At 48.3% G+C, this 26497-nt stretch carries 27 protein-coding genes; 24 read left to right on the forward strand and 3 right to left on the reverse strand.

What is annotated here, in order from left to right:
- The first annotated feature begins 35 nt into the window (after positions 1-35).
- From PBOR_RS17450 to PBOR_RS17515, 14 genes are all read left to right on the forward strand, one after another.
- The gene (locus tag PBOR_RS17450; protein WP_281192356.1) at positions 36-779 is read left to right on the forward strand and encodes a metal ABC transporter ATP-binding protein; all 744 of its coding nucleotides are present in this window, start codon (positions 36-38) and stop codon (positions 777-779) included.
- Positions 772-1614, forward strand: a complete 843-nt coding sequence (locus PBOR_RS17455) for a metal ABC transporter permease (protein ID WP_099052472.1) — start codon at positions 772-774, stop codon at positions 1612-1614. The genes PBOR_RS17450 and PBOR_RS17455 overlap by 8 nt, the downstream gene beginning before the upstream one ends.
- Positions 1611-2534 carry a metal ABC transporter substrate-binding protein gene (locus PBOR_RS17460; protein WP_042213776.1) on the forward strand — a complete coding sequence of 308 codons (924 nt, stop codon included), beginning with the start codon at positions 1611-1613 and terminating at the stop codon, positions 2532-2534. The genes PBOR_RS17455 and PBOR_RS17460 overlap by 4 nt, the downstream gene beginning before the upstream one ends.
- A 251-nt stretch (positions 2535-2785) precedes the next feature.
- Positions 2786-3982, forward strand: a complete 1197-nt coding sequence (locus PBOR_RS17465; RefSeq protein WP_099052473.1) for an FTR1 family iron permease — start codon at positions 2786-2788, stop codon at positions 3980-3982.
- Between the two features lie 60 nt (positions 3983-4042).
- Positions 4043-4669, forward strand: coding sequence for an iron transporter (locus PBOR_RS17470; protein WP_099052474.1), 627 nt, complete (start codon positions 4043-4045; stop codon positions 4667-4669).
- Between the two features lie 57 nt (positions 4670-4726).
- Entirely contained in the window at positions 4727-6031 is a 1305-nt protein-coding gene (locus tag PBOR_RS17475) for a Fe-S-containing protein (protein WP_042213779.1), read from the forward strand.
- 34 nt (positions 6032-6065) lie between these two features.
- On the forward strand, positions 6066-7364 hold the full coding sequence (locus PBOR_RS17480; protein WP_042213781.1) for an ABC transporter permease: 1299 nt from the start codon (positions 6066-6068) through the stop codon (positions 7362-7364).
- Between the two features lie 2 nt (positions 7365-7366).
- Positions 7367-8503: an ABC transporter permease gene (locus PBOR_RS17485; protein WP_042213783.1), complete on the forward strand. Its 1137-nt coding sequence runs from the start codon at positions 7367-7369 to the stop codon at positions 8501-8503.
- Positions 8504-8523: 20 nt separating this feature from the next.
- Positions 8524-9222, forward strand: coding sequence for an ABC transporter ATP-binding protein (locus PBOR_RS17490; protein ID WP_042213785.1), 699 nt, complete (start codon positions 8524-8526; stop codon positions 9220-9222).
- Positions 9223-9425: 203 nt separating this feature from the next.
- Positions 9426-10157, forward strand: a complete 732-nt coding sequence (locus tag PBOR_RS17495; protein ID WP_425415497.1) for an SDR family NAD(P)-dependent oxidoreductase — start codon at positions 9426-9428, stop codon at positions 10155-10157.
- A gap of 338 nt (positions 10158-10495) precedes the next feature.
- Entirely contained in the window at positions 10496-11029 is a 534-nt protein-coding gene (locus PBOR_RS17500) for a GNAT family N-acetyltransferase (RefSeq protein WP_042213787.1), read from the forward strand.
- Positions 11030-11217: 188 nt separating this feature from the next.
- Positions 11218-11973 carry a carboxymuconolactone decarboxylase family protein gene (locus PBOR_RS17505; RefSeq protein ID WP_042213789.1) on the forward strand — a complete coding sequence of 252 codons (756 nt, stop codon included), beginning with the start codon at positions 11218-11220 and terminating at the stop codon, positions 11971-11973.
- A gap of 22 nt (positions 11974-11995) precedes the next feature.
- The gene (locus tag PBOR_RS17510) at positions 11996-12838 is read left to right on the forward strand and encodes an SDR family oxidoreductase (protein ID WP_042219548.1); all 843 of its coding nucleotides are present in this window, start codon (positions 11996-11998) and stop codon (positions 12836-12838) included.
- 60 nt (positions 12839-12898) lie between these two features.
- Positions 12899-13756, forward strand: a complete 858-nt coding sequence (locus tag PBOR_RS17515) for an aldo/keto reductase (RefSeq protein WP_042213792.1) — start codon at positions 12899-12901, stop codon at positions 13754-13756.
- Between the two features lie 79 nt (positions 13757-13835).
- Here the strand turns inward: PBOR_RS17515 and PBOR_RS17520 are convergent, their stop codons facing one another.
- Entirely contained in the window at positions 13836-14819 is a 984-nt protein-coding gene (locus PBOR_RS17520; protein WP_042213795.1) for an NADP-dependent oxidoreductase, read from the reverse strand.
- A 171-nt stretch (positions 14820-14990) separates the two neighbouring features.
- Between PBOR_RS17520 and PBOR_RS17525 the strand changes: the two genes are divergently transcribed.
- Together PBOR_RS17525 and PBOR_RS17530 are read left to right on the forward strand one after the other, a co-directional pair.
- Positions 14991-15578 (forward strand): TetR/AcrR family transcriptional regulator, encoded by a 588-nt coding sequence (locus tag PBOR_RS17525; RefSeq protein WP_042213797.1) that lies wholly within the window; start codon positions 14991-14993, stop codon positions 15576-15578.
- A 46-nt stretch (positions 15579-15624) separates the two neighbouring features.
- Positions 15625-16047 (forward strand): MaoC family dehydratase, encoded by a 423-nt coding sequence (locus PBOR_RS17530; RefSeq protein WP_042213799.1) that lies wholly within the window; start codon positions 15625-15627, stop codon positions 16045-16047.
- A 9-nt stretch (positions 16048-16056) separates the two neighbouring features.
- On the opposite strand, the gene PBOR_RS17535 is transcribed toward PBOR_RS17530, so the two are convergent.
- Positions 16057-17205, reverse strand: a complete 1149-nt coding sequence (locus PBOR_RS17535; RefSeq protein WP_042213802.1) for an epoxide hydrolase family protein — start codon at positions 17203-17205, stop codon at positions 16057-16059.
- 153 nt (positions 17206-17358) lie between these two features.
- Between PBOR_RS17535 and PBOR_RS17540 the strand changes: the two genes are divergently transcribed.
- The 8 genes from PBOR_RS17540 to PBOR_RS17575 all read left to right on the forward strand — a co-directional run bounded on the left by PBOR_RS17540 (position 17359) and on the right by PBOR_RS17575 (position 25370).
- On the forward strand, positions 17359-19614 hold the full coding sequence (locus tag PBOR_RS17540; RefSeq protein ID WP_042213805.1) for an ATP-binding cassette domain-containing protein: 2256 nt from the start codon (positions 17359-17361) through the stop codon (positions 19612-19614).
- A gap of 537 nt (positions 19615-20151) precedes the next feature.
- Positions 20152-20589, forward strand: a complete 438-nt coding sequence (locus PBOR_RS35525; protein ID WP_052429522.1) for a hypothetical protein — start codon at positions 20152-20154, stop codon at positions 20587-20589.
- A 33-nt stretch (positions 20590-20622) separates the two neighbouring features.
- Positions 20623-20952, forward strand: a complete 330-nt coding sequence (locus PBOR_RS17550) for a low molecular weight protein tyrosine phosphatase family protein (protein WP_042213807.1) — start codon at positions 20623-20625, stop codon at positions 20950-20952.
- Positions 20953-20999: 47 nt separating this feature from the next.
- Positions 21000-21704, forward strand: coding sequence for a class I SAM-dependent methyltransferase (locus PBOR_RS17555; protein WP_042213810.1), 705 nt, complete (start codon positions 21000-21002; stop codon positions 21702-21704).
- A 236-nt stretch (positions 21705-21940) separates the two neighbouring features.
- Complete coding sequence (locus PBOR_RS17560) at positions 21941-23179, forward strand: FprA family A-type flavoprotein (protein ID WP_042213812.1); 1239 nt, start codon at positions 21941-21943, stop codon at positions 23177-23179.
- Positions 23180-23194: 15 nt separating this feature from the next.
- Positions 23195-24409: an NAD(P)/FAD-dependent oxidoreductase gene (locus PBOR_RS17565; protein WP_042213814.1), complete on the forward strand. Its 1215-nt coding sequence runs from the start codon at positions 23195-23197 to the stop codon at positions 24407-24409.
- A 27-nt stretch (positions 24410-24436) separates the two neighbouring features.
- Positions 24437-24619: a rubredoxin gene (gene rd, locus PBOR_RS17570; RefSeq protein WP_042213817.1), complete on the forward strand. Its 183-nt coding sequence runs from the start codon at positions 24437-24439 to the stop codon at positions 24617-24619.
- Positions 24620-24659: 40 nt separating this feature from the next.
- Positions 24660-25370: a Crp/Fnr family transcriptional regulator gene (locus PBOR_RS17575; RefSeq protein ID WP_042213820.1), complete on the forward strand. Its 711-nt coding sequence runs from the start codon at positions 24660-24662 to the stop codon at positions 25368-25370.
- A 66-nt stretch (positions 25371-25436) separates the two neighbouring features.
- On the opposite strand, the gene PBOR_RS17580 is transcribed toward PBOR_RS17575, so the two are convergent.
- Positions 25437-26345, reverse strand: coding sequence for a ketopantoate reductase family protein (locus tag PBOR_RS17580; protein ID WP_042219552.1), 909 nt, complete (start codon positions 26343-26345; stop codon positions 25437-25439).
- Positions 26346-26497: the final 152 nt, after the last annotated feature.

Here is a 26497-nt window from a genome sequence, read left to right on the forward strand (position 1 = left end):
CAGACAGCTATTAACAGATAAGGAGCTTGTATATGATCGAGATTAAAGACCTGAACGTTGATTATTTCGGCAATTCTGCACTGGAGAATGTAAATCTCTCGATCCCCTTCGGGCATACGGTGGGTATCATCGGACCGAATGGCGCAGGGAAATCAACACTGATTAAGGCTTTATTAGAAGTGATTAAGAAGAGAACTGGCTCGGTCAGGGTTGAGGGCAGGGATATTTCGGAGTACAAACGGAAGATTGCCTACGTGCCGCAAAAAAACGATATTGATCTCACGTTTCCAATCACGGTGAAGGATACGGTGCTGACGGGAACGTACCCGAACTTGAAAATCTTCCGGCGACCCGGCAAGAAAGAGCGGGAACGGGCCGAAGAATGTATGGCGATGGTGGACATAAGCGACCTAGCGAATAAACAAATCAGCAATTTATCCGGCGGCCAGCTGCAAAGAGTCTTTATTGCCCGGGCACTCGCCCAGGGAGCGGACGTCTTTTTCCTGGATGAACCGTTTGTCGGCATCGATATGGTCAGTGAGAAGATTATTGTGAATCTGCTGAAGCAACTGCGTGAAGAGGGGAAAACCATTCTCGTCGTTCACCATGATCTGCATGAGGTGGAAGAGTATTTTGACAAAATTATTATCCTGAATAAAAAACTGATCGCCTTTGGAGATGTGAAAGATACCTTCACTACCGGCAATATCCGCGCAGCATATGGTGCCTCCTTGGGCAATGTGATCATCAAAGGGGCAGGAGGGGCCGAACATGATTAATGTTATGTCAGACTTGTTCAACATCCCGGTCTACGCGCTTAACGCCGGCTTATCCGCTATCATCCTGGGCATTGTATCGGGGGCGCTGGGCAGCTTCATTGTTCTCCGGAAGATGTCGCTGATGGGCGACGCTTTATCTCATGCTGTACTGCCTGGTGTAGCCTTGTCCTACATACTGGGGATCAACATCCTGCTGGGCGCATCCCTGTTTGGCCTGTTAGCCGCCATCCTCATTCAATTCATTACAAGCCGCAGTACGATCAAAAGCGACACCTCCATCGGCATTATACTCAGTTCATTTTTCGCCCTGGGGATTGTCCTCATTACTTTTGCCAAAAGCGGTCTGGATCTGACTCATATTCTGTTCGGGAATATCCTCGCTGTTCCGCAGTCTGAGTTAACGCAATCTTTCATCATCATGCTCGTTGTGATTGCCATTATTGTATTGCTGTATAAAGAGCTGCTGATCAGTTCGTTCGATCCGGTAGTTGCCAAGGCTTATGGTTTAAAAACAGGCTTCTACCATTATCTGCTGATGATGCTGCTGTCTGTAGTTACGGTATCCTCGTTATCGCAAGTGGGGATTGTGCTGGTCATTGCGATGCTGGTGATCCCGGCAGCCACCTCCTATTTATGGACCCATACGCTGATCCACATGATTGTATTAGCCTCTGCGGTGGGTGCGGTATCGGGAATTGTAGGTGTGTATCTCAGCTTTGGCTTTAATCTCCCGACAAGTGCCACGATAGTACTGGTGGGTGTGAGCCTGTTCGCGGGCTCCTTCATACTGTCACCCAAAAATAATTTCTTAAGGAAAGGGCTGAAGCAAGGATGAAACAACTCAAATGGCTATCATTTATCGTACTGATCTCACTGCTCACTGCTTGTTCTAATACTAATGAGGGGGAAGCGGGTGAGGATAAGCTGCAGATTGTTGCCACGTACTCCATCATCGCGGATATGACCGAGAATATTGTCGGGGACAAAGCTGAAGTATACAGTATGGTTCCCATCGGAACAGACCCGCATATGTATGATCCATTACCTGCCGATACGGGCAAGGTGTCCAGCGCAGATTTGATTTTCTATAACGGCCTGAATCTGGAGACGGGAAAAGGTTGGTTCCAGGACCTGCTGAAGGTGACGAACAAGAACGAGGTTGCCTTTGCTGTCTCCGATGAAGTGACCCCGATGTACCTGACTGAAAAAGGCAAGGAAACGCAAGTGGACCCTCATGCCTGGCTGGATATCCAGAATTCCATTAAGTACGTGGATGTGATCACCAAACGTGTAATTGAACAGGACCCGGACAACAAGGAGTATTATCTTAACAATCAGACCGCCTACGTGGAGGAACTGAATAAGCTGGACCAATACGCCAAAGAGGAAGTAAATAAGATCCCGCAGGAACAACGGATTCTCGTTACCAGCGAAGGGGCATTCAAGTATTTCTCGAAGGCTTACGGCTTCGAATCGGCTTTCATCTGGGAGATTAATACGGACAGCCAAGGGACGCCGGAGCAAATGAAACGGATCATTAGTATTATTGAAGAGAATCAGGTGCCTGCATTATTCCTGGAGACGAGCGTGAACCCCAAGACGATGGAGACCATCTCTAATGAGACAGGAGTGCCTATACATTCTAAGATCTTCACTGATTCCTTAGCTAAAAAAGGGGAAGACGGCGACACCTACATTAAGATGATTCAATGGAATATCGACAAGGTCATCGAAGGGCTGTCACCGGATAAATGAAGGTAAATGCACACGAAGAGTGTCCAAAAGGCGTATTACGCTTCTTGAACACTCTTTTTTGTTTTACACTTTGTCTATAAATGGATGAAAACTAAATAGAAATGACAAATATCATATTTTTGCTATGACTTATTCATTACACTAAAGCACAAGAATGAAAGTGATAATCATTATCAATAGTTAAGGGTTAACTTTTACGTTGACTACTAGTGGGGGGGATTCGGTTGCAGGGTCGTTTTTGGCGGACTGTATTGGCAGTATTTCTGCTGATGTTATTGATCATTCCAGGTCAAGCTCATGCAGCGGACGGCAATTGGCGCAAGGTGGTAGAACAGATAGATGACACTTTGCAGCAAGCGCTGAAGACTTATGTAAGCGGGGATGTCGCAGAGGCCAAGAATCAGGTCAATAATGCGTATTATGGCCCCTATGAAGCCGGACAGATGGAGAAGGCGGTGAAATATAATATTTCATCGAAGCGGAATGCCCTCATTGAGGAAGAGTTCCGCCAGATCCGGAAGTCTATGACGGCAGGGGCGAGCAAGGCCCAGGTCAATCAGCAGATGTCCGAGCTGGTAGACATGCTGCAGGAGGATGCGGCAACGCTGAGTAAGTCCGATAGTACACCATGGGGTATTTTCTTATCGTCACTGGTCATTATCCTGCGCGAAGGTATTGAAGCGATTCTGGTCATCGCCGCGATCATTGCTTATCTGCTCAAGTCAGGCAATAAGGACAAGGTTAAGATTATCTATCAGAGCGCATTAGTGGCACTGGGGGCAAGCGTGCTGACTGCCATCGGGCTCAAATATTTATTCAACATCAGCGGAGCCAGCCAGGAGAACCTGGAAGGGATTACGATGCTGCTGGCCGTCGCCGTGCTGTTCTCGATGAGCTTCTGGTTAATCGGCAAAGCGGATGCCAAACGGTGGAAAAATTACATCGAAGGCAAGATTCAGACATCCATTACGACAGGTAACACGGTAACTCTGTGGCTTGCAGCCTTTCTTGCTGTATACAGAGAAGGCGCAGAAACTGTGCTTTTCTACCAGGCTCTAGTGACTGGACAAGACAAACAAGGAATCAGCATGATCGGGCTGGGAATTCTGGTAGGCGCCTTGGCGCTGGTCGTCATCTTCCTGGTGATCCGGCTTGGAAGTTTGCGGATTCCGCTGAAGCCGTTCTTCATCGGAACCAGCATTCTGATGTACTATCTGGCCTTCGTGTTCGCCGGGGAAGCCATCACTGAGCTTCAAGCCGGAGCAATGATTAGTGCAACTTCGGTCTCCGGATTCCCGATTATCAGTTTCTTCGGAATCTATCCGACGGTCGAGAGCTTATCGGCGCAAGGCCTGTTGCTTCTGGCTACCGCCATAGGGCTAATCTGGTACCTGATCTCTTCCCGCAAAGGAACGGTCAAACCGCAAGGCAAGCCTTTACAGGGCTAAGCGTTAGGATGTAGTTTGCAATGCTTCATAAATAAATAATTAATCAGGGGTGTGCAGAGAATGAAACAAATTAAAAATGTATTGATGGTTACCGGAATTGTACTCGCAATGTCTTCCATAATGGCAGGTTGTAGTTCGGACAACAACAGCAGCAGCAATGCCGCGGCATCAGGCAATAATACGGCAGTCAATGCTCCGGCGGATGAAGCGCCGGCTTTTGAAGAATTCCCGATTGGGGAAGAGCAGGAAGTGGATGGCATTAAGATTGGCGCCTTGTACCTGCAGCCGGTAGATATGGAGCCTATGGATAAAGCTGGCTTGCCAGCCGCACAGTCTGACTTCCACCTTGAAGCAGATATTGCTGCACTCGAAGGGAATGAAACGGGCTTTGGCATCGGCGAGTTCATTCCTTACCTGACTGTTCATTATCAGATCAAAGCCAAAGATACAGACACCGTTGTCTCTGAAGGCACCTTCATGCCGATGAATGCTTCGGACGGCGCGCACTATGGAGCTAACGTTAAACTGCCGGGCGCAGGTACTTATGTTCTGAACTATGTAGTAGAATCACCCGAGAAAATGGATTATCTGCTGCACACGGATGATGCGACTGGGGTTACCGGCCGCTTCTGGCAGGAGCCGATCGACTTGACTTGGGAATTCTCCTGGGTACCAAGAACCTGGTAAGCCGGACCGGAACGAACCTTCGCAAGCTCAATCGGAGAATAGTGTGGTGAGGAAGACATGTTAAAAGCTACTGTGATTACACTCAGCAACGGTTTTGAGATCGCGCTGATTATATCCGTTCTTATTGTATGGCTCCGCCATACCGGAAACAGCCGCTTCAGCAAATGGATCTATTCCGGGACAGCTGCTTCAGCCGTTATCAGCTGGGCAGTACTATACCTGCTGAAATGGTCCGGTCCGAAGAAAGAAAGCTTCACCGGCTGGACCATGGCTGTGTCCTTCATCCTGGAGATTGCATTGCTAATCTGGGTGCTCAGGGAAAGAAAGCTTCACGCCCGGAAGAACAATGCAGCACAATTGCTGTGGGGCAGAGGCGGCTCGAGGACTGTATTCATTTTCCTCACCGCTGTCTGCCTGACCGTGCTGCCCGTGATGCGCATTCTGCAGTTTCCAAGCAGCATCTTCATCCAGACATACAGTGTAGTCAACACGGAGCTTATTCTTACGTTCACTGGCGGCTTACTCGGCTTGGTATGCAGCTTAATGTTCGGCCTGTCTTTTCTAAGAAGCACACGAACACTTTCAGCCCGCAGCTCTGTGGCTGGAAGTGTCTTGCTTCTGTCCGCGATGATGCTTAACCAGCTGTTTACTGTTGCGCAAATTTTGTTCGCCAGAGGGATCTTCCCGTTAACTCCGCTGACGATGAAAATTCTGGTGCCGATCATTAACAACATGGATAAATACCTGTATGTATTGCTGGGAGCTTCTTTTATCTGGACCGTAACGGTCTTATTGTCGTTTATCCGGAGACAAGAAAAGCTGTCGGAGACGTGGAATCCTGCAGTCCAGCGCAAATTCAAAGCCCGGGTACGCAATGACAAGCGCTGGCTGGCAGCCATTGCCGCTCTTATGGTGCTTGTTCCTGCTTTACTCAGTGTTGAGGCGGTGCTGGCAAACCAAGTCATCGAATTGTCTCCGGCAGAGCCGGTTACTCCTGATGCCAGCCACCAGATCGTGATTCCGCAAGCTTCAGTAGATGACCGGAATCTGCACAGATTCGGATACACCGCCGCAGATGGTACGATTGTACGCTTCATTATTATCCGCAAGTCCGAAACGATGTACGGGATCGGCTTCGATGCCTGTAAAATCTGCGGATCATCAGGATACTATCAGAAGGGGAACAAGGTCATTTGCCGGAAATGCGATGTCATTATGAATATTCCGACCATCGGGTTCGAGGGCGGCTGTAATCCGATCCCGCTGGCCTATCACATGGATAAAGGCAATCTCGTTATTGCCAGCAGTGACCTCGAGAAGGAAACCGCTACGTTTCATCAGGAGGATCTTTTCCAGCATTAAGCGATGACGTTGCTATTAGATTGGGGATGGGAATATGTTTGTTCGAATGCTCGCCAAAGCGTTTACTGTGGGCTTCAAGGGCAAGATTCTGCTCATTGTCACCATTGCCTTCGGAGCGTCCCTTGCGACGGCTATGCTGAACGTATCTCTGGATGTCGGCGATAAAATGAACCGGGAACTCAAAACCTACGGCGCCAACCTGCAGGTTCTCCCGAAAATGGATGCCTTGCCTGCGGAAATCGACGGAGTGGACTTCAATCCGCTGGCCGACAGAGAGTTCATTGATGAGCAAGAGCTGCCCAAGATCAAGACGATCTTCTGGGCCTATAATATAGTAGCCTTTACTCCGTATCTGGAGGCTTCCGCCAACTTGGATAACGTGAACCATCCTGTAGCGGTGGTCGGCACCTGGTTCAATAAAGATCTGGATCTTCCTACGGGGGAACAGATTAACACAGGCATCCGGCAGCTCAAAACATGGTGGCAGGTGGATGGAGATTGGGTGAAGGACGATGACGGCAGCACTGCGCTTGTAGGTTCAGCCCTGGCTGGACAGCTTGGGTTAACACCCGGACAGACCGTGGACGTCAATATTGAAGCTGGCGGTGTCAGCAAGAGAGTACCGCTGAAAGTAGCAGGAATCTTAAGCGGCGGAGGAACGGATGATGACAAAATCTTCGTCTCTCTCAGCACACTGCAGCAGACAACCGGTCTTGCCGGCAAGGTAGGCAGAGTTGAAGTAAGTGCGCTGACCACCCCGGAGAACGAGCTGGCCCGCAGGGCGGCGCTGAATCCGGACCGGCTGTCCGCGAAGGATTATGAGACCTGGTATTGCACCGCGTATGTCAGTGCGATTGCCTATCAGATTGAGAAGGCATTGCCTGGTACGGAAGCTAAGGTCATCCGGCAGGTTGCTGAATCCGAAGGGATGATTCTGACCAAAATCCAGCTGTTGATGTTCATTCTTACAGCTGCTGCGTTAATCAGTTCCGGTCTCGGAATCTCCGGCCTGATGACAACTAAAGTGCTGGAAAGAAGCAAGGAGATCGGCCTCATGAAAGCGCTGGGGGCACAGAGCTCCGCCGTACTGCTGTTATTTGTGATGGAAGCCGTTATCTCCGGGCTTGCGGGTGGACTCCTCGGTTACGGTGCGGGACTTGGTTTCGCCCAGATTATAGACCGCACTGTATTCGATACCTCACTTTCGTTCAAAGGACTGGTTCTGCCGCTTGTCCTGCTGCTCTCCGTGCTGCTCACCCTGGCCGGAAGCTTCTCGGCCATGCGGATGGTTATCCGTCTGCAGCCAGCTAATGTAATGAGGGGCGGGAGATAAGTATGCGCAAATCAACGATGTTCATTAGAATGCTGATCAGCTCCTTTCAACTGCGGAAATCAAGAATGTTAATTGCGCTATTCGCTATCATTGTCGGAACCGCGGTAATCTCGGGCCTGCTAAGCGTGTATTATGATATCAATATCAAGATGGGGATGGAATTCCGCTCGTATGGCGCGAATCTGATCCTCACGCCAACGTCCGAATCGCAGAACAAGGTATTTCCAGAGAGTACTGCAGAGGAGATTGCCGGTATATTCCCGCAGCAGGATGTCGTCGGATATACGTCTAACCTCTATGGTCTGGTGAAGATCAATTCCCGCAGACTGGTGGTTGTCGGTACCTGGTTCGATCAGATTCCGAAGATCACACCCTACTGGGAAATTACCGGAACTATGGACACAGACCGGAATGCCTCCGGTACCGTGCTAGTCGGGAAGGACTTAGCCGAGAAGCTGGGCTACAAGATCGGAACGGTGCTTCCGCTTCAGGATGAAGTCTCAGGTAACGAGCAGAAGGTTACGGTAACCGGGACGATCAGCAGCGGCGGGACAGAGGATAATCAAATTTTCATTAATCTAGCAGATGCCCAGAAGCTGTTTCATCAGGAAGGCCAAGCAAATGCGGCATACTTCAGTATTACCGGGGAGGGACTGGATGCAGCAGCCTTAGCGGTCAATCAGAACTATCCACATATGAAGCTTAGTCCGATCAAGCAGATTTCCGGTTCTGAGACGGTCATGCTGGACAAAATCAGCTCGCTGGTCTATATCGTCGTGATCATTATTCTCTTATCTACTCTACTATGCGTAGCCACCACGATGATGACGATGGTGATGGAGCGCAAACAGGAAATTGCCCTGAAAAAGGTGCTGGGCGCCCAGAATAAAGCTCTGTCTCTGGAGTTTCTGAGCGAAGCCGGGGTGCTGGCGCTGGCAGGAACCCTTGTAGGATTGGTGTTCGGCTATTTCCTGGCCCAGGTCATCGGGCAAAGTGTATTCCATTCCTCTATATCCTTCCGCTGGGCAGTCATTCCGCTTGTCACGGTTACTGCGCTGCTGGTAGCCGGTCTGGCTTCGCTGATTCCGCTCAGATCCGTCATCGGTATTGAGCCGGCTGTAGTACTCAAAGGGGAATAAGGCAGAAAGGGGCAAGGATAATGAGTATTCTGGAAATCTCCGGAGTGAGTAAGAAATATGGCAGTCTGCATGCCTTGAAGGATATCACATTCAGTGTGGAGCCGGGGGAATGGCTGTCGATCATGGGCTCCTCCGGTTCAGGAAAGAGCACGATGCTCAATATGATCGGTCTTATGGACAAACCAAGCAGCGGCCAGGTGAAGATAGACGGCATAGCCACCAGCTCAATGAGCTCCAGGAAGCTGACGGAGATCCGCAAAGATAAAATCGGACTGGTCTTCCAGCAGTTTCACCTGATCCCGCATCTTACGGCACTGGAGAATGTTATGGTTGCCCAGTACTATCACAGTATGCCTGACGAGAAGGAGGCAGCGGCGGCCCTGGCCAGAGTAGGTCTGGAAGGGCGCGCCAAGCATTTGCCGCGCCAGCTGTCCGGCGGGGAACAGCAGCGGGTATGTATCGCCAGAGCGCTGATCAATTACCCGGCGCTGATTCTGGCCGATGAGCCGACAGGGAACCTGGATGAGGCTAATGAAGAGATTGTGCTGGATCTGTTCCAGGAGCTGCATCAGGAAGGGCACACGATTATTATGGTGACCCATGCGCCGGAGGTCGGGGAACTGGCCGAACGGCAAATCAGGCTGGAGCACGGAGTCATCAAGGAGATCCGGATGCCGGATAAGGTTGTTGCTGTCGGGCAGGAGCTGGTTATTAAGTGAACGGGGTACTATAAGATTAGAAGAACGGAAGCGAGGTAATGCTGCAATTACCCGGCTTCCGTTTTTTTTGCGCGGACATTATTTTGCGGACATTATTACATGAATTACAGGCATTCAGTTATGGATATGCCATGTCTGGACTCGTATAATCAACTGGTGTAATGTATTTTAGCTATGTGAAACTAGGGCAGGAGGTGAGCCTGTTGGAGAATCGATGGGCTATGGTTACGGGTGCTGACCGGGGGGTTGGACTGAGTCTGGTTAAGGCACTGCTTGAGCAGGGTTATCATGTGTTTGCCGGGCAATATCTGCAGGAGAACAATGAACACTTGGAGCAACTGAAGACAGTTTATGATCAGCAGCTGCAGGTGCTGACGCTGGATATAAGCGACGGGGATAGTGTCCAACAAGCAGTGGAGGCTATAGCAGCTTGCACGGACCGGGTGGAAATACTGATTAACAACGGGGCCATTCTGGGTGATATGAAGATGACGGTTCAGGATACGCTGGATTTCGAAGAAATGGAGCAGGTCTTCCGGGTGAACACACTAGGCTCGCTGCGGATGTCGAACGGCTTAATCGAATCTATTCTCCGGAGTGACAGCAAGCTGATCGTCAACATTTCATCAGAAGCAGGAAGTATTGGAACCTGCTGGCGCAACAGCTGGTACGCTTACTGCATGTCCAAGGCTGCGCTTAATATGCAGTCTCAGCTGATTCATAATCAGATTTCAGCGCAGGGCGGCAAAGTAATGGTTGTTCATCCCGGACATGTCCAGACTTATATGCAAGGCCAGCTGGATACAACCGGAAGCCTCACGGCTGATGAATCTGCAGAATCTATTATGCAGCAGATAGAGAATCGCCTGAAGCCGGATTACGGGCAGGAAGAGCTCACTCTGATCGACTATGCCGGTAATACGCTGCCCTGGTAAGTGGTGAAGATCCAATATCATTGAAAAATCCTGCACAAATTACAACAATTTGCTCATTTTTCTGGCGCCAATCCGCCATTGTTGTATGAAATGCAGCATTTCTTCGCTTCCCAGCGGCTTAGTGGAATAATTCTTGTATTTTATACAACAATCCTCCAATGCACCCGGATATCCCCCAATCAAAGTTGTAATCCGTACAACAATATGCTGATTCAGTCTAAAGTACGGTTTATTATGGTAGGAGCTGCCGGAGGTTAATCCCTCGGGCTTTTTTTTATCCAATCGTATAATAGAAGCTTAGGGCCCGTCAGCATTAATATGTGGAGGTGTGTGTTGTAATGACAGAACAGAAGAAAAGGCCTGAGGTAGGCATTGAACCTTGGGATGCCGGAGATTTCGGATTGCTGCAGCAATTGAATTCTCCCGAGATGACTGTGTTCCTTGGAGGACCGGAAACGGAGGAGAAGCTCCAGTCCCGTCATAAACGTTACTGTGAGATTGCCGGAACTGGAACAGGGAGAATGTTCAAGATCCTCTTGCTGCCAGAGCTTGAAGTTGTCGGCAGTGTGGGCTACTGGGATCGGACTTGGCAAGGGGAGCCGGTGTATGAGCTGGGATGGAGCGTGTTAACTGCTTATCAGGGACAAGGCATAGCTGCAGAAGCAACCTTTAAGGCCATAGCTATGATCCATTCAGAACAGAAGCACAGGTATATTCATGCTTTTCCCAAAGTCATCCATTCTGCTTCAAACGCCATTTGCCGTAAGCTGGGCTTCACATTAATGGGTGAATGTGATTTTGAATATCCTTTAGGGACGATGATCCGGTGCAACGACTGGAGATTGGCACTGTACCTGAAAGTTAATATTTAATAGACAATGTCGTTAAATTAGTACAGTATTGTACTTTTTACGCGAAATCATAAATTGTATTATAAAGAGACGCGAGTATAATAATAGACATGAATCCAATTGTAAATAAAGGGTTAGCCAACTTGTTTGGTTGACCCTTTTTAGCAGGAGATTAAGAAGAGTCTAGAAATGAGCAGGAGGAGCACACTATGGACATTACAGAAGCCGCAAAGAAATACCATGAAAGAATGTTCCCGGGCTATGAATCCAAGCTTGAGGTAACAGATCCCGAGTTTATTGAGCGGTTTGATAATTTTGCATTCGATGAAGTAGTTCATCAGGATGATTTGGATGACCGGACCCGTGTGATGGCCATTCTATCTGTATTAATCGGCTGTCAGGGAATTGATGAGTTCAAAGCTATGCTGCCAGCAGCCCTGAACTTTGGCGTTACACCGGTGGAGGCCAAGGAAATTGTCTATCAGTCCGTCGCTTATCTCGGCATTGGCAGAGTTCTACCCTTCCTGAATGTGCTGAATGATGTATTAACTGCCGGAGGTGTGGAGCTTCCTCTACCGGGGCAGGCCACAACAACTATGGAAACGCGTCTTGAAGCGGGGATTCAGGCGCAGGTGGATATTTTTGGCGAGAGCATGCAGGAATTCTGGAAATCAGGCCCGGAGGAGAGCCGGCACATCAATCAATGGCTTGCAGCGAATTGCTTCGGCGATTACTACACCCGGAAGGGACTGGACCTCAAACAACGAGAGATGATTACCTTCTGCTTCCTGTATGCCCAAGGCGGATGTGAACCGCAGGCAACCAGTCATGCCGCAGCAAATTTCAGGCTTGGAAATGATAAGGAGTTCTTGATCAAGGTCATTTCTCAATGCCTGCCTTTCATCGGTTATCCGCGCAGTCTGAACGCGCTCCGGTGTGTGAATGAAGCAGCCGCGAAATCATAGTGTACAGGAGGATTGAATGATTATGCAAAAAAGAACATGGCTGATTACCGGTGTCAGCAGCGGTTTTGGTTATGTGATGACGCAGCAGCTCCTAGAGAAAGGCGATAAGGTAATCGGAACGGTCCGCAACAAAGATAAGGTAGCCGGTCTTATTGAGAATTATCCCGATACTTTCATATGCGAGCTGCTGGATGTGACCGATGTTCCTGCCATCCGGAAGCTGGTCGATGATTCTTTTGACAAATCCGGAGTGATCGACGTGATCGTAAGCAACGCAGGTTACGGTCTGTTCGGCGCAGCCGAGGAACTGTCTGACGCTGAGGTGGATCATATTATCGCCACGAATCTGACCGGCCCGATCCAGCTGATCCGCTCCGCCCTTCCGCATCTGCGCGCTCAGGGCAGCGGCCGCATTATTCAGCTGTCTTCTTACGGCGGACAGGTTGCTTTCCCGGGAAACTCGATGTACCATGCTACAAAGTTCGGCATTGAAGGTTTCTGTGAATCGGTGGCCCAGGAGGTCGCTGCTTTTAACATCGGTATTACACTGGTGGAGCCGGGAGGCGCCCGTACCGAATTCCGCTATGGCAGCGCACAGGTTGCTTCATTAATGCCGGAATATGAGGGGAATCCTGCGCACGGCTTTTTGAGCATGCTGGACGGTTCGAATGGGCTGGCTCCCGGCGATCCGGCACGAATGGCTGCCCGCATGATTGAGAGTGTCGACGTAGAACCTGCGCCGATGCGTATGGTGTTAGGCTCCCAGGCATTGGCAACCACCCTTTCGACCCTCAAGAAACGAGTTGCTGATTTCGAGAAGCAGACGGAGTTGGCTGCCTCTACGGACTTTCCGGCTGGTGAATAACCGGCACTAATCAGACGGGGATAAAACCGCTTGTAACCATAAACTTAGGAGGAATTACGAATGGAGTATGTAACCTTAAACAACGGAGTACAAATGCCGATTCTGGGCTATGGAGTCTATCAGATATCAGATCAGGCGGAATGTGAGAAATGTGTGCTGGATGCCATAAGCGTGGGCTACCGTTCCATCGATACCGCACAAGCATACCGGAATGAGGAAGCCGTAGGCCGTGCTATCAAAAAGAGTGGAGTTCCCCGGGAAGAATTGTTTATCACAACCAAAGTATGGATCTCTAATGCAGGCTATGAACAAGCTAAAGCCTCTATTAAAGAGTCCCTGCGAAAGCTGCAGCTGGATTATTTGGATCTGGTCCTGATTCATCAGCCGTTTGGAGATTATTATGGAACGTACCGGGCACTGGAAGAGCTGTATAAGGCCGGTACCCTCAGAGCCATTGGTGTAAGTAATTTCTATCCGGACAGATATATCGACCTTGTGCAGTTTACTGAAGTGGTGCCGGCCGTCAATCAGGTGGAGACCCATGTCTTCAACCAGCAGGTCAAAGCTCAGGAAATCATGGAGAAATACCATACGCAGATTGAATCCTGGGGTCCTTTTGCAGAAGGGAAAAACAATTTGTTCACCAACACCACCTTACAAACGGTGGGCGATCAATATCATAAATCCACAGCCCAGGTGGCGTTGCGCTATTTGATTCAGAGAGGCGTGGTAGTTATTCCCAAAACGGTTAGCCGAAACCGAATGGAAGAAAACATGAATGTATTTGATTTCGAGCTGACGCCGGAGGATATGGCTCGAATCGCAGCACTCGATACAGGCGTAAGCGCATTTTTCTCCCACTACGACCCGCAAGTCGTTGAGAATCTCACTGGTTACGGGAAACAGGGTCTGGAGTAAAACGCAGATCCAGTATAGATAGCCAGACATGGGCAGTTAAAAGAGAAGGGCAGCTTCTTAATGGGAAGCTGCCCTTCTTTTATATTTCTTTTGAAATCACGATTTTTCCCCGTCTGGGTTGTTTCTCGCTTGTGCGGTACGCTTCAAATAAACCTTGAGTGGTAAATGGATACCTATGGTCTACATGAATGTTGAGCTTCCCCTCCTGCATGTGAGTGGAAATTTCATTAAGGTCAGCCTGATTTGGATGGGCACGGAAAAATAGCGAGTCAATATTGCGAACGCCTGGATAAGTTCCAATACCGAATGAGGTTATGGAAATATATTTTCCGCCATCCTTTAATATGTCATAGCTGTAATCCCCGAACTCGCCTGGAAGTCCAGTTTCTAATTCTTTATTCCCTAGCATAGCTGTATCAAGAACTATATCTACAGGTGCGGATAACCTTGTCACGAAATCCGGTTGTGAATAATAGTCAATGACTTCATCTGCGCCTAAACCCAGGACAAAGCCATGATTATGCTCTCTTGCAGTTGCAATTACATAAGCACCATAATGTCTGGCTAGTTGAATGGCTGCATGTCCAACACCACCGGCACCCCCATGAATAAGAATACGCTGACCTGGCTGAAGCTTACCGTGCTCAAAAAGTGCCTGCCAGGCCGTCAAGGCTACCGTAGGCGCAGCAGCGGCTTCTTCGAAGGATACATTGTCCGGTATCATCGTTAAGGTATCCTCATCTGCTGCCACTTGATCCATATAAGAACCTCCACGGACCATCCCCATAACGCGGTCACCTGCTTTAAAGTGCTGTACCCCGGTACCCACACCTCTTACCACACCGGCAACATCACCTCCAAGAAAATACGGGAATTGAATGGTAAATTGCCCGCCTACCGGGCTCTGTAATAGTTCACCCGAACGTAAATGATTATCTCCAGGGTTAATTGAGGAGGCATACACCTCCACCAGTACTTGTGTTTCCTTAATTGCAGGAACAGCTAGTTCATACTCTTCGAAAGACTCAGGGATTCCAAAGCCGGTTATACCAATTGCTTTCATGGCGCAGCCTCCATTTGTATTATTGAACATTCGTTGAAAAATCAACGTTTGTTTGTTAAAATCACATTACAAAAAAGCAGAGAATTGTACAATCCCCAAAGCGATCCCTTGTGTTGATTAATCAACACACATCTTAGAAATGTTCAATTCTGACTCATGAAGGAGAAATATATGGATAGACGGATACAGAAATCCAAACAGGCTATTATGGATGCTTTTTTAGCATTAATGTCGGAAACAGATATTGAAAATATCACTGTAAATAAAATTGCTGAGCTGGCCAATGTTAACCGTGGAACGGTTTATTTACATTTTCTAGATAAATATGATCTGCTTGATCATTGTTTGGAAGAACAAATTAACCGCTTAATCGACAAATGCGCGCCTGACAGTGAGGTTACCGGTAAATTCACTTCGAAATCCACATTGCTTCGGGTTTTTGAATATTTGGAACAGAATTCCGGGTTGTATTCTAAGATGCTGAGAAACCGGGGAGTACCTGCTTTTAGAAATCGTTTGCTTGTCGTTGTCCGGGAAAGTCTTAGCAGACAATTCGATTTAATCGCTTCCGGGCCAAATTTTAACAAGGAAATAACCGTACAGTTTCTAGCTTCTGCTGTAATAAGCTCTTTCGAATGGTGGATTAGCAATTCTATGCCTTATCCAGCTTCAGTGATGGCCGAACAGATATGGGCATTATTAGACCGGACGATGATTAGTTTACCCCTGCCTAACCAAAATTCACGATCTGTGATATAATCCTACTCTAAAATAAACGAACTTAATTACTTCAAGAGGTGCAATGATGCGGTTTCATGAATTTTATATCGGACAAGTATTTAGAACCAAAACGCTAACCTTATCGAAAGAGGATATCACCAGATTTGCTGGTGAATTTGACCCGCAATATATGCATCTGGATGAAGAGAAGGCAGCGCAAGGCCGGTTCAACGGAATCATCGCTTCAGGAATTCAGACCTTAGCCGTGTCGTTCAAGCTGTGGGTGGAGACAGGAAGTTATGGGGATGAGGTTATTGCCGGAACTGCGATGAACAACATTAAATTCATGCGGCCCGTATATCCGGGTGATGAATTGTACACTATGGTTGAAGTGACCGGAGCAGAAGAGAAGAGGAATGGAACTGGACTGGTTACAGTGTTATTATCAACCTTCACCAGCGCAGACAATCAGGTTTTTGAGGGCGAGCTGTCTGTGCTGGTGAAGTAGTGAAATCTTTTATACTCTTAATGCTCTGAAGAATTCACGGATGTCTTCCGCAAGAGGCGCCGGATCTTCCATAGCTGTGAAATGTCCGCCGCGGGGCATGGTTGTCCACCGGGTGATATTCAGATTGCGTTCAGCCCATTCCCGCGGCGGCAAGGCGACATCTCCAGGGAAAATAGCTATACCGGCAGGTACCTCAATACGCCCGAGTGGCGGCAATGTATGCGTGTTCTCATAATAGATATTCGCTGTTGACCCTACCGTATTAGTAACCCAATAGATCATAATATTCGTAAGCAGTTCATCCTCGCTAAAGCTGTTCCTTAGATCACCCTTGCAATCACTCCATGCATGGAATTTCTCAATAATCCAAGCTGCTAATCCTACAGGTGAGTCGTTCAGTCCGTAGGCAAGCGTCTGTGGTTTCGTCGATTGAATCGACATATACCCGCCTTCATCAGCCATCCATTTCGAAGTATCCTTGATGTACAGGAGTTCTTCTTCAGTCAACGCCGATTTATCCTGGACAGTCAGAAGATTCCGGATGATACCGATGTCGGTAAGATGTATACCGGTAAGAAGTTCAGGATGGTTGAATGCCAGATACCGTGTAACACCAGAGCCGACATCCCCGCCTGCTGCAGCGAATTTCGGGTAGCCCAGATGTTCAGTCATTAGTCTGGCCCACAGCTCAGCAACATAGGCATTATTCACACCAACGTGCTTCAGGCCATTAGAGAAGCCAAATCCGGGCACGGAAGGGACAATGACATCGAAGGAGTCTTCGGGATTCCCGCCATAACGTTCAGGGTCCGTAAGCATAGGGATAATCTTCTCGTATCGTACAAAGCTGTCCGGCCATCCGTGCGTGAGGATAATCGGCTGCGGGTTAGGGCCTTTGCCGCGCTCGTGCACGAAATGCAGATCGATTCCATCGACGTTACAGCGAAAATGTGACAAGCGGTTCAACTCGGCTTCCCTGGCACGCCAATCAAACTGGTCCCGCCAATACGTAACGAGCGACCGTAAATAACCCTGATCTGTACCCCGTTCCCAGTCAGAGTCCTCTAATTGATCAGGCCAGCGGACATGTTCCAGCCTGTATTTCAGGTCTTCAAGGATTTCATCTGACACCTGGATTTGAAAACGTTCAATTGGCATATTGCTCTCTCCTTAAGTGTAGTAGCTACAGCAACGATATAACTATAATATATCTTTTCAAAATGATGAGGCAATGCCGTAATCAAATGCTAAGGATAATGCTAAGGATAATAGAAACAAAAGAAATCTTTACCACCTGGAGGGATGTTAAACATGAACGAAATGAATCAGGAGTATATCGTGATATCCGGTGCAAGGGAGAACAACCTTAAGAACGTGTCCTTGCGTATCCCGAAACGGAAAATCACCATCTTCACCGGAGTATCCGGCTCCGGCAAATCATCCATCGTCTTCGATACGATTGCTGCAGAATCCACGCGGCTGCTCAATGAGAACTTCAGCATGTTCGTGCGAACCTTCCTTCCGCGTTATCCGCAACCGGATACAGACGGGATCGAGAACCTGAGCATGGCTGTTATCGTAGATCAGAAGCGGCTGGGCGGCGGTTCTCATTCTACGATGGGGACGATCACTGACATCTCGCCTATTCTCCGTCTGCTGTACTCCAGAGTGGGTCAGCCTCATGTAGGCGGTGTGAACATGTTCTCGTTCAACGATCCGCAGGGGATGTGTCCCGAATGTAACGGGATCGGCCGCAAGCTCGGCGTCGATATGAGCCGGGCAGTGGACATGTCCAAATCGTTGAATGAGGGAGCCCTTATGCTGCCGGACTATGCAGTCGGCGGCTGGGATTGGAACATGATCGTACAGGCTGGTGACTTCGATCTGGACAAGAAGCTGAGCGAATATTCAGAGGCGGATCTGGAGGAGCTGCTGTATGGCAAAGCAAGGAAAGTGAAGATGGATTTTGCCGGAAAAGCAACCAATATTACTGTGGAAGGCGTTATAGAGAAGTTCACGGGCAAGTATATCCGGCAGGACGTGAAGACCAAATCCGAGCGCACGCAAAAAATGGTTGCCCCGTTCATCACTGAAGGAACCTGCCCCAGCTGCCATGGGGCAAGACTCAGTCAGGCTGCACTCAGCTGCCGGATCAATGGAAGGAACATTGCGGAGCTGTCGGCGATGGAAGTCGGTCAGCTAATCCGCACCATCCGGAAGATAACGGATCCTGCCGCTGCTCCGGTTGTTCAGTCGCTCGCGGAACGTCTGCAGCACTTGGCGGATATCGGGCTGGACTACCTGACGCTGGACCGTGAGACAGATACGCTATCCGGCGGAGAATCGCAGCGGGTCAAGATGGTGAAGCATCTGAGCGGCAGCCTGGTGGATGTTACCTACATCTTCGACGAGCCAAGCGTCGGATTGCACCCGCGCGATGTCCACCGGTTAAATGAGCTGCTGGAGAAGCTCCGTGACAAAGGAAACACGGTAATTGTCGTTGAACATGATCCCGATGTGATCAAGCTCGCAGATCATATTGTCGATGTAGGACCACATGCCGGCAGCCGCGGCGGCAACATTGTGTACGAAGGAAGCTTCCATGGCTTGCTGGAATCTGGTACGCTGACAGGCACCCATATGAAACGGCCGCTTCAGCTGAAGCAGGATTGCAGACCGTCTTCCGGCAAGCTGCCGATTCAGAATGCCTCTCTGCACAACCTGCAGAATGTCAGTGTAGATATTCCAACCGGTGTGCTGACTGTGGTTACGGGTGTCGCAGGCTCTGGCAAAAGCACGCTGATTAATGATGTCTTTCTCAGTCAGCATCCGGATACGATCGTTATTGACCAATCGGCAATAGGCGTCTCAACACGCTCGAATCCTGCCACCTATACAGGAATCATGGATGATGTCCGCAAGGCTTTCGCAACGGCCAACAAAGTCAATCAGGGGTTGTTCAGCTTCAACTCCAAGGGCGCCTGCGAGAATTGCCAGGGACTTGGTGTCGTGTATACAGACCTTGGTTTCCTCGACAGTGTGAAGCTGCCCTGTGAAGTGTGCGGAGGCAGACGGTTCAAGGAGGAAGTGCTTGCCTACAAGCTGAACGGCAAATCCATTGCCGAGGTCCTGGAGATGACTGTTGAACAGGCCCTTGAGTTCTTGCAGCTCAAAGAGGTGGTGCGCAAGCTTCAGGCTATGAGTGATGTGGGGCTGAACTATATTACACTCGGCCAGCCGCTCAGCACGCTCTCGGGCGGAGAATGCCAGCGCATTAAGCTGGCCAGCGAGCTGCATAAGAAGGGCAGCATCTATGTGATGGACGAGCCAACGACCGGCCTGCATATGTCCGACATCGGCCACCTCCTGGAGATCATGAACCGGCTTGTGGATGCCGGCAATACGGTGATCGTCATCGAGCATAATCTCGATGTGATCAGCCAGGCAGACTGGATCATCGACATGGGTCCGGACGGAGGCAGCAAGGGCGGCGAAGTGGTGTTCGAGGGCACACCTTCGCAGATTATTGATGCGGAGCATTCGATCACGGGGAGATATTTGGTTTAGGTGTTGTTTGTAACCCGCATTATATGCGGGTTTTTCTTTATAATGTTATAAATTATTATAGATAACACCATCTTGAGAGCCAGAAATGAGATTGACCGTAGATAAATAGAAAGATACCATAGATTTGATGCAATCAGCTTTTCTTGGAAATGTGGTTATGTTAGACGTTAATACATGAAGTATAATTCTAATTCACTAAATAAATCGAACTTAAAAATGACCTGCTCTTTAGAAGCCTATGCCTCCAAATCTATTGAGAGTAAGTAACTAGTGTGGAGTGCATACAAATAACTGTACTTCGTACAGTTTAATAATGGTGAGAAACCAGATTTAAGGGGTTAATTGTATTCTGTACAACTAAAGATAGCGGGAAGTCTTCTCTTACGAAATATGATGATTTTTAATTGTAGAAAATACAATTAAAACACTCTCAACGCAATAATCGATCGCTTTAGTTGTACATAACACAGTTAAAGCTTACATGCGGCTCTCGTTACGGACAACCTGCAGTTCAAGCAGGGAATAGGAGGAATCATATTGTCTAATTACATTGTAAAAATCATACCAAAGCATGAGAAAACCATCCCCGGCGAAAAAGAGAGAAATACAATTAGAAATCAATTGAGAATAATGGCTGTTAATAAAGAAATAAGTGAACAGCTGTTTAATGAAGTAACATTTATAGATAGTGGATCAAATTTTGAAGGGATTAGATGCAATCATTGCCTGACGTATTTAGAACCCGATTGGTGGGCTGAGCAAATGGATATAAAAAGTTCAACCCATTTTAATGAATTATCAATAATTTCACCTTGCTGCGCCTCGGCCTTATCATTAAATGAATTGCATTATATTTGGCCGATGGGTTTTGCAAAATATGTTATTGAGATCATGAATCCTGAAGAAGATGAAGTGGTTAGGATTGAACAATTCATAGAAAATATAAACTATAAATTAATAAGAGCACATTACTAGGAAACCCAAAGTTAATAATAGAGGTGATACAACATTAAACTACTTTTTATCTGCAGCCGGAATAAGTGGCGCAGTTTGACTGCTGAGAAGATTTTTAACGGATACAACGGTTACGAAGTGAGGTCGGCAGGCACGGAAGAAGGAGCAAGAATAAAGGTGACCGAAGGACATATCGGATGGTCTGATCTGATATTCGTAATGGAGAAGAAGCATACTAGAAGGCTGAAAGATAAATTTCCACACTCCCTAAAGAACACACGGGTGATCTGTCTCGATATTCAGGACGACTATAGATATATGGATGAAGAACTAATAGAAATCCTGAAATCCAGAGTATCCGAATATATTGAAGTTCCTGAATAAAGCAAATACAGAATGAACTAGAATCGTAGAAAACTTGAGGTGAACCAATGGACAGAATAGCCCATATCAGGTCCGAAGAGAAGCAATATCATGATTATTGTTACGATACATATGACTTATTCAAGCCAGGGTCCTGGCTGCACAGGCCCGTTGCGACGGTGATCAACCTTTTAGAGAAATATAAGGAGCAGGAATACTTAAGTGTGCTAGATTTAGGATCGGGGATCGGCCGGAACAGCATTCCTATTGCTGAATCTTTGAAGCACAGAAATGGTAAAGTGGTATGCGTAGATCTGCTGGAATCGGCTATAGATAAACTGTATCGTTACAGTCAGGAATTTGGAGTCGAACAATACATAGTACCTAGGTTATCTGATATTGAGCAGTTCACCATTGAACAAGATGAGTATGATATTATCGTAGCCGTATCGTCTTTGGAGCATGTCAGTTCAGAGCAGGCGCTGGAGCGGAAACTGCGGGAAATGAATGCAGGGACAAGAATGAATGGAGCGAACTGTATCATTATTGCGTCGAACATTCGTGAAGTTAACCTCGTACATACGCAAGAGCTGGATCCCATGTTTGAAGTGAATCTGTCTACAACAAGAATGTTTGAGCTGTTAGATCATCACTATGCGGGCTGGCAAATTGAACAACGGTTCGTAAAACCGCTGGAATATGAAATCAGCAGAAAGGGTGAGCCTGTCAGGCTGACTTCGGATTGTATAACGTTTGTCGCTAAGAAAAGCTGATCCCATGGGGTTCGGCTTTTTATTTTGACCGCTGACAAGCAAGAGAAATTTCATTATTTCTGTCCAACTGTGACCAGGCGCACCATCCTTTCTGCTCCATCAGCTAAATTAAAAGTATACCGTTAAGCTTTTTCATAAACTTCCGGAATTTGATTTGAATCCTCCTTTTTGGTTGGCGGCCGTAATAGAATAAGGTTGCTGATAAGGATTATCAATCAAACAATGGAGGTTAGCAAATGAGCACACAATTCAAACAAATCGCCGGAGATACTTACTGGGTAGGCAAAATAGATAATCGTCAGGTTCCGTTCCACCGCCTGATTCTGGCTAAAGGAACAACCTATAATTCCTATCTGTTAAAAACGGGCAAGCCGACCGTGATTGATACGGTAGATATGGAGTTCGGCCGGGAATATGCCGAGTGTCTCGCGGGCATGATTGACCTCATGGATATTCATTACATCGTAATTAACCATACGGAGCCTGACCATTCCGGCGGCTTGGCAGCCCTGGCTTCCCAGGCTCTAAATGCCACGATCGTGTGCACCGAAATCGCTGTACCGGAGCTGCAGGAAATGTATAAGCTGCACAGCCGGAACTTCCTGGTCGTTAAAGATGGCGATACGCTGGATATCGGCGGGAAAACACTGCTGTTTAAAGAAACGCCGTACCTTCATACTGCCGAGACGATGATCACGTATTGTATCGAGGATCAAATCCTGTTCCCTTGCGATATCTTCAGTACGCATGTAGCTGTGGAGAATCTGTTCAGTGATGAAGCGGGATTTGATATCACCGAAGATTACAAGGGTTATTATGCTGCCATTATTCATCCGCACAGAAGATATGTAAGAACACTGCTGGAAGCGGTCAGGGATCTGGATATCCGTATGATTGCCCCATCCCATGGATTCCTGATCCGGCAGGACATCCCTAAATTTATTGATCTATATGCCTCGATGAGCCGCGAAACGACTCAAGGTAAAGAAGCAGTTATTGTATATACCACCATCAAGAACAGCACGAAGAAGATGGCCAAAATCATCCAGGATTGCCTGCAGGAGAATAATATCGGAACAGAAGTCTGGGATGCGGATAAAAGCAGCACTGCGGATATTCTGAACAGTATTGCTTCTGCAGACGCGGTCTTTATCGGCAGCTCTACTAAATATGCGGATATGATCGGGAACCTGGAGGCTGTTCTCAAAGAGCTGCAGCATATGAATCTGGAAGGCAAGCTTGCTGCATCCTTTGGTTCGTACGGCTGGAGCGGAGAAGCTATTGAGGTCATTCAGGACTATCTGAACGGAACGAATATGACCGTGCAAAGCACTTCAGAGGTGATCAAAACCACGGGCATGACACATATTGAGTTCCCGGTAAGAGTAAGATTCTCCCCTAAAGAGCCGGAGAAGGTCCAGAAAATTAAAAATGCGGCTGAATTTGTATCGGATCTGCTGCTGAGCTCAATCTAGGGGGAGGAACAACTCATGACGAAGCATTATGTAATCGTCGGCGGCGGCGTATCCGCCGTCCATGCCGCCAAAGCAATACGGGATCAGGACGCTGAAGCGGAAATTTCGATCCTTGGGGAGGAAAGCGGGCTTCCGTATAACCGGATTAAGCTGACCAAAGGCCTGTTCACCGACCTGCACAGCGAGAGGGTGCTGATCAAGAAGGAGAAATGGTACCGCGATAACCGTATCACCGTCAAGACCTCGACCCGGATAGCAGCTGTTCACCCGGATCGTCAAATGATAGAGACAGAAGACGGCCAGCGGGTGGGGTATCATAAGCTGCTGTTATGTATGGGCGCGAGGAACCGCGCACTCTCTATCGAAGGTGCCGGACTTCACAATGTCCACACCATCAGAGACATGAACGATGCGGACCGGCTAAAAGACAGCTTGCAGGAGGGCAGCCGTGTAGCCGTAATTGGCGGCGGCGTGCAGGGCATCGAGACGGCTTGGGCCTTGTTCGAAGCAGGTTATGAGGTCACCGTGATCGAAGCAGCCCCATCCTTGATGGGCAGACAGCTGGACGGGCACTCATCCAGCCTGCTTAAGGAAACTCTGGAGCAATCCGGAGTGAAGGTGATCCTGCAAGCTGGGGTAACCTCTATTGCGGGTACGGATTATGTTACCGGGATTACGCTGGACGATGGTTCTAACTTCCCGTGTGAGCATGTTGTATACTCTATCGGAATTGTCCCGAACACGGCGATTGTAAGCGGATCGGCTATTCAAGTCCGGAACGGCATTATTGTAAACGAACAAATGCAAACCAGTGATCCGAACATCTATGCTGCCGGTGATGTTGCTGAAATTAACGGGCATGTTGAAGGACTATGGGGCGGCGCAATAGAACAGGGCAGGATTGCCGGCAGCAACATGACTGACAGTCTGACCGTTTACCGCAGAGCGGTACCGGTTACTTTGTTTAATGCTTTTGGGATTTCTCTGTTCTCCATTGGCAACACAGATGAACGGCAATGCGATGTGGCGGTAAGCGGAGAAGAGAATGGAGCCTATACGCGAATCTATGTGAAAGATAATACAATCACCGGTGCGATATCCTGGCAGGGAGCTGCTGCCTCCCTGACGTATAAATCGGCTGTAGAGCAGGGAATCAGCCTGACCGGGATTTCTCTTGCCCGCAATAACATCGATGCCATTATGACTGAAGTACAATTCCGATTGAACTAGACCACAACCTATTAGGAGCTGATAAGAATGAAGAAATACATCTGTACACCTTGCGGTTATATCTATGACCCGGCAATAGGCGACCCTGATGAGGACGTAGAAGCAGGCACCGCATTTGAAGATTTGCCTGAGGACTGGGTATGTCCGGTCTGCGGGGAGGACACAAGTCATTTCGTAGCGGTTGAGGACAAAAAATCCATCACACATTAAACCATAAAGGGCTTCTACATTACATTTCAGGGGGAACGGTATGAAAGAGCACTCCTGCCAGCACGCCGCAGAACCTTGTACACGCAAGGTACCGATTTTTGCTGCATTGACGGACGATGATCTCACCAGAATTAGTGCTATGATAAAGCACCGCAAGTATACCAAAGGTCAGCCGTTAATTCTCGAGGGGGCGCCTTCAGATACGCTGCACATTATTCAACAGGGGCATGTGAAGCTATCCAAAATGACTCCTGAAGGCAAGGAACAAATCTTGCACATCCTGACGAATGGGGATTTCTTCGGGGAGCTTAGTATTTTTAACAGTGATGAGCGAAGTAACTTTAACGCATATGCACTGAAAGACACTAATATTTGTATGCTGACCCGGAAGGATATGGAGCAGTTAATGACTGATAATCCGGATATCTCTCTCCGGCTGCTGAAAAGTCTAACCAAAAGACTCGCCCACACGGAGAATCTGGCGCAGAGCCTGGCAACCAAAGACCCGGAGATCCGGATTGCCTGCATGATCATGGAACTCAGTGACAAATACGGTAAAAGGCATGGCAGCCGTATTCATATCGACCTTCCGCTATCCCGTGAGGAACTCGCTAGTTATGTCGGAGTAACACGAGAGACCATCAGCAGGAAGTTCTCCAGGTTTGAAGATTCAGGTCTTATCAAGCTGATTGGAAACAAGCAGATGGTGCTCATGGATCCGGCCGGTGTGGAGAGATATATGGGAAGTTGAATCACAAATAAAGCGGCATTCCACCATTTGATACTGGGGAAATGCCGCTTTTTAAGCATGAAATAGTTAGGATGTAGTTTGCTGCAACAATTGTCCATCCCCAAACGCTTTGTCCAGTAACATGATCTCCGCTCTTCTGCTGACAGCCTGATTTCCAAGCTTAACATCAATGATGAAGTCGTTGCTCAGCATCTGCCGGTACCGGGCGATAATCTCCTCTTCCGGCAATTCAGCCATCTGCTTCGTTTCCGGCGGGATGACTCTAATTCCAGACTGCTCAACCAGTTGGATATTGCGTTTAATATCAGCAGCAAGCTTGCTTAGCGTACTGTCACTTCTGGCCGTCTCCAGATCCACCATACCCATACCGTCATCTGTATAGAAGTGCTTATTGACTGCTGCCAAGGCTGCATGGGAGATATGAAAGGCCTTAATATCCGGTTCGATTATATGATTTAGACCTGCTTGCTCAAGTAGTCCGGCAAGACGATGTACTCTTTCGGTCGTCTGCCCGCTGATTTCACCAAATATAGTCCCTTGCGCTGGCTCCGTTCCAAACCGGGCGTAGAGCACTCCCTCTCTGAGGTCTCCGCCTGCACCCGGGAAGCCTGGAAGCAGCCGCGTACCTGCGATATCAAGCCAGGAGTCATAACCAATCGTGTTAGTCAACGTAATCATGGTTTCGCTTCCGTTATCCTTAATCGCCTTAAGGGCAGACTCCGCCTGATCATAACGTACCGCAACGAAGATGAAATCATAGATGTCATCGTCAGCCAGCTCCGCAATCGTCTTCACCGGGATCTGCTGTGTTGCGCCATTCTCATGATATCGCAGACCCTCCTTCTGAAGAGTCTCCAGCCGCTTGCCCCGGGCCAGCAATGTAACGTCCAGGCCTGACCGGGCAAATTGGAGTGCGTACACACTGCCAATCACTCCGGCGCCAACTATCAGTATTCTGTCTGGTTGTGTATTCAAGTTCATCTGTCCTCTCAGTTAGGTGACACACATTGTTTAAACAATACATGTCTGATACGATAGATCATAGTACGGTTTATATAGGAGTTCAATCGGCAGACTCAGCGATAAGTCGGATAAACAACATAAGCTGAGATGTGATGTCTAAGCAG

The sequence above is a fragment of the Paenibacillus borealis genome, assembly GCF_000758665.1.
GTDB classification, from domain to species: Bacteria; Bacillota; Bacilli; order Paenibacillales; family Paenibacillaceae; genus Paenibacillus_AQ; species Paenibacillus_AQ borealis.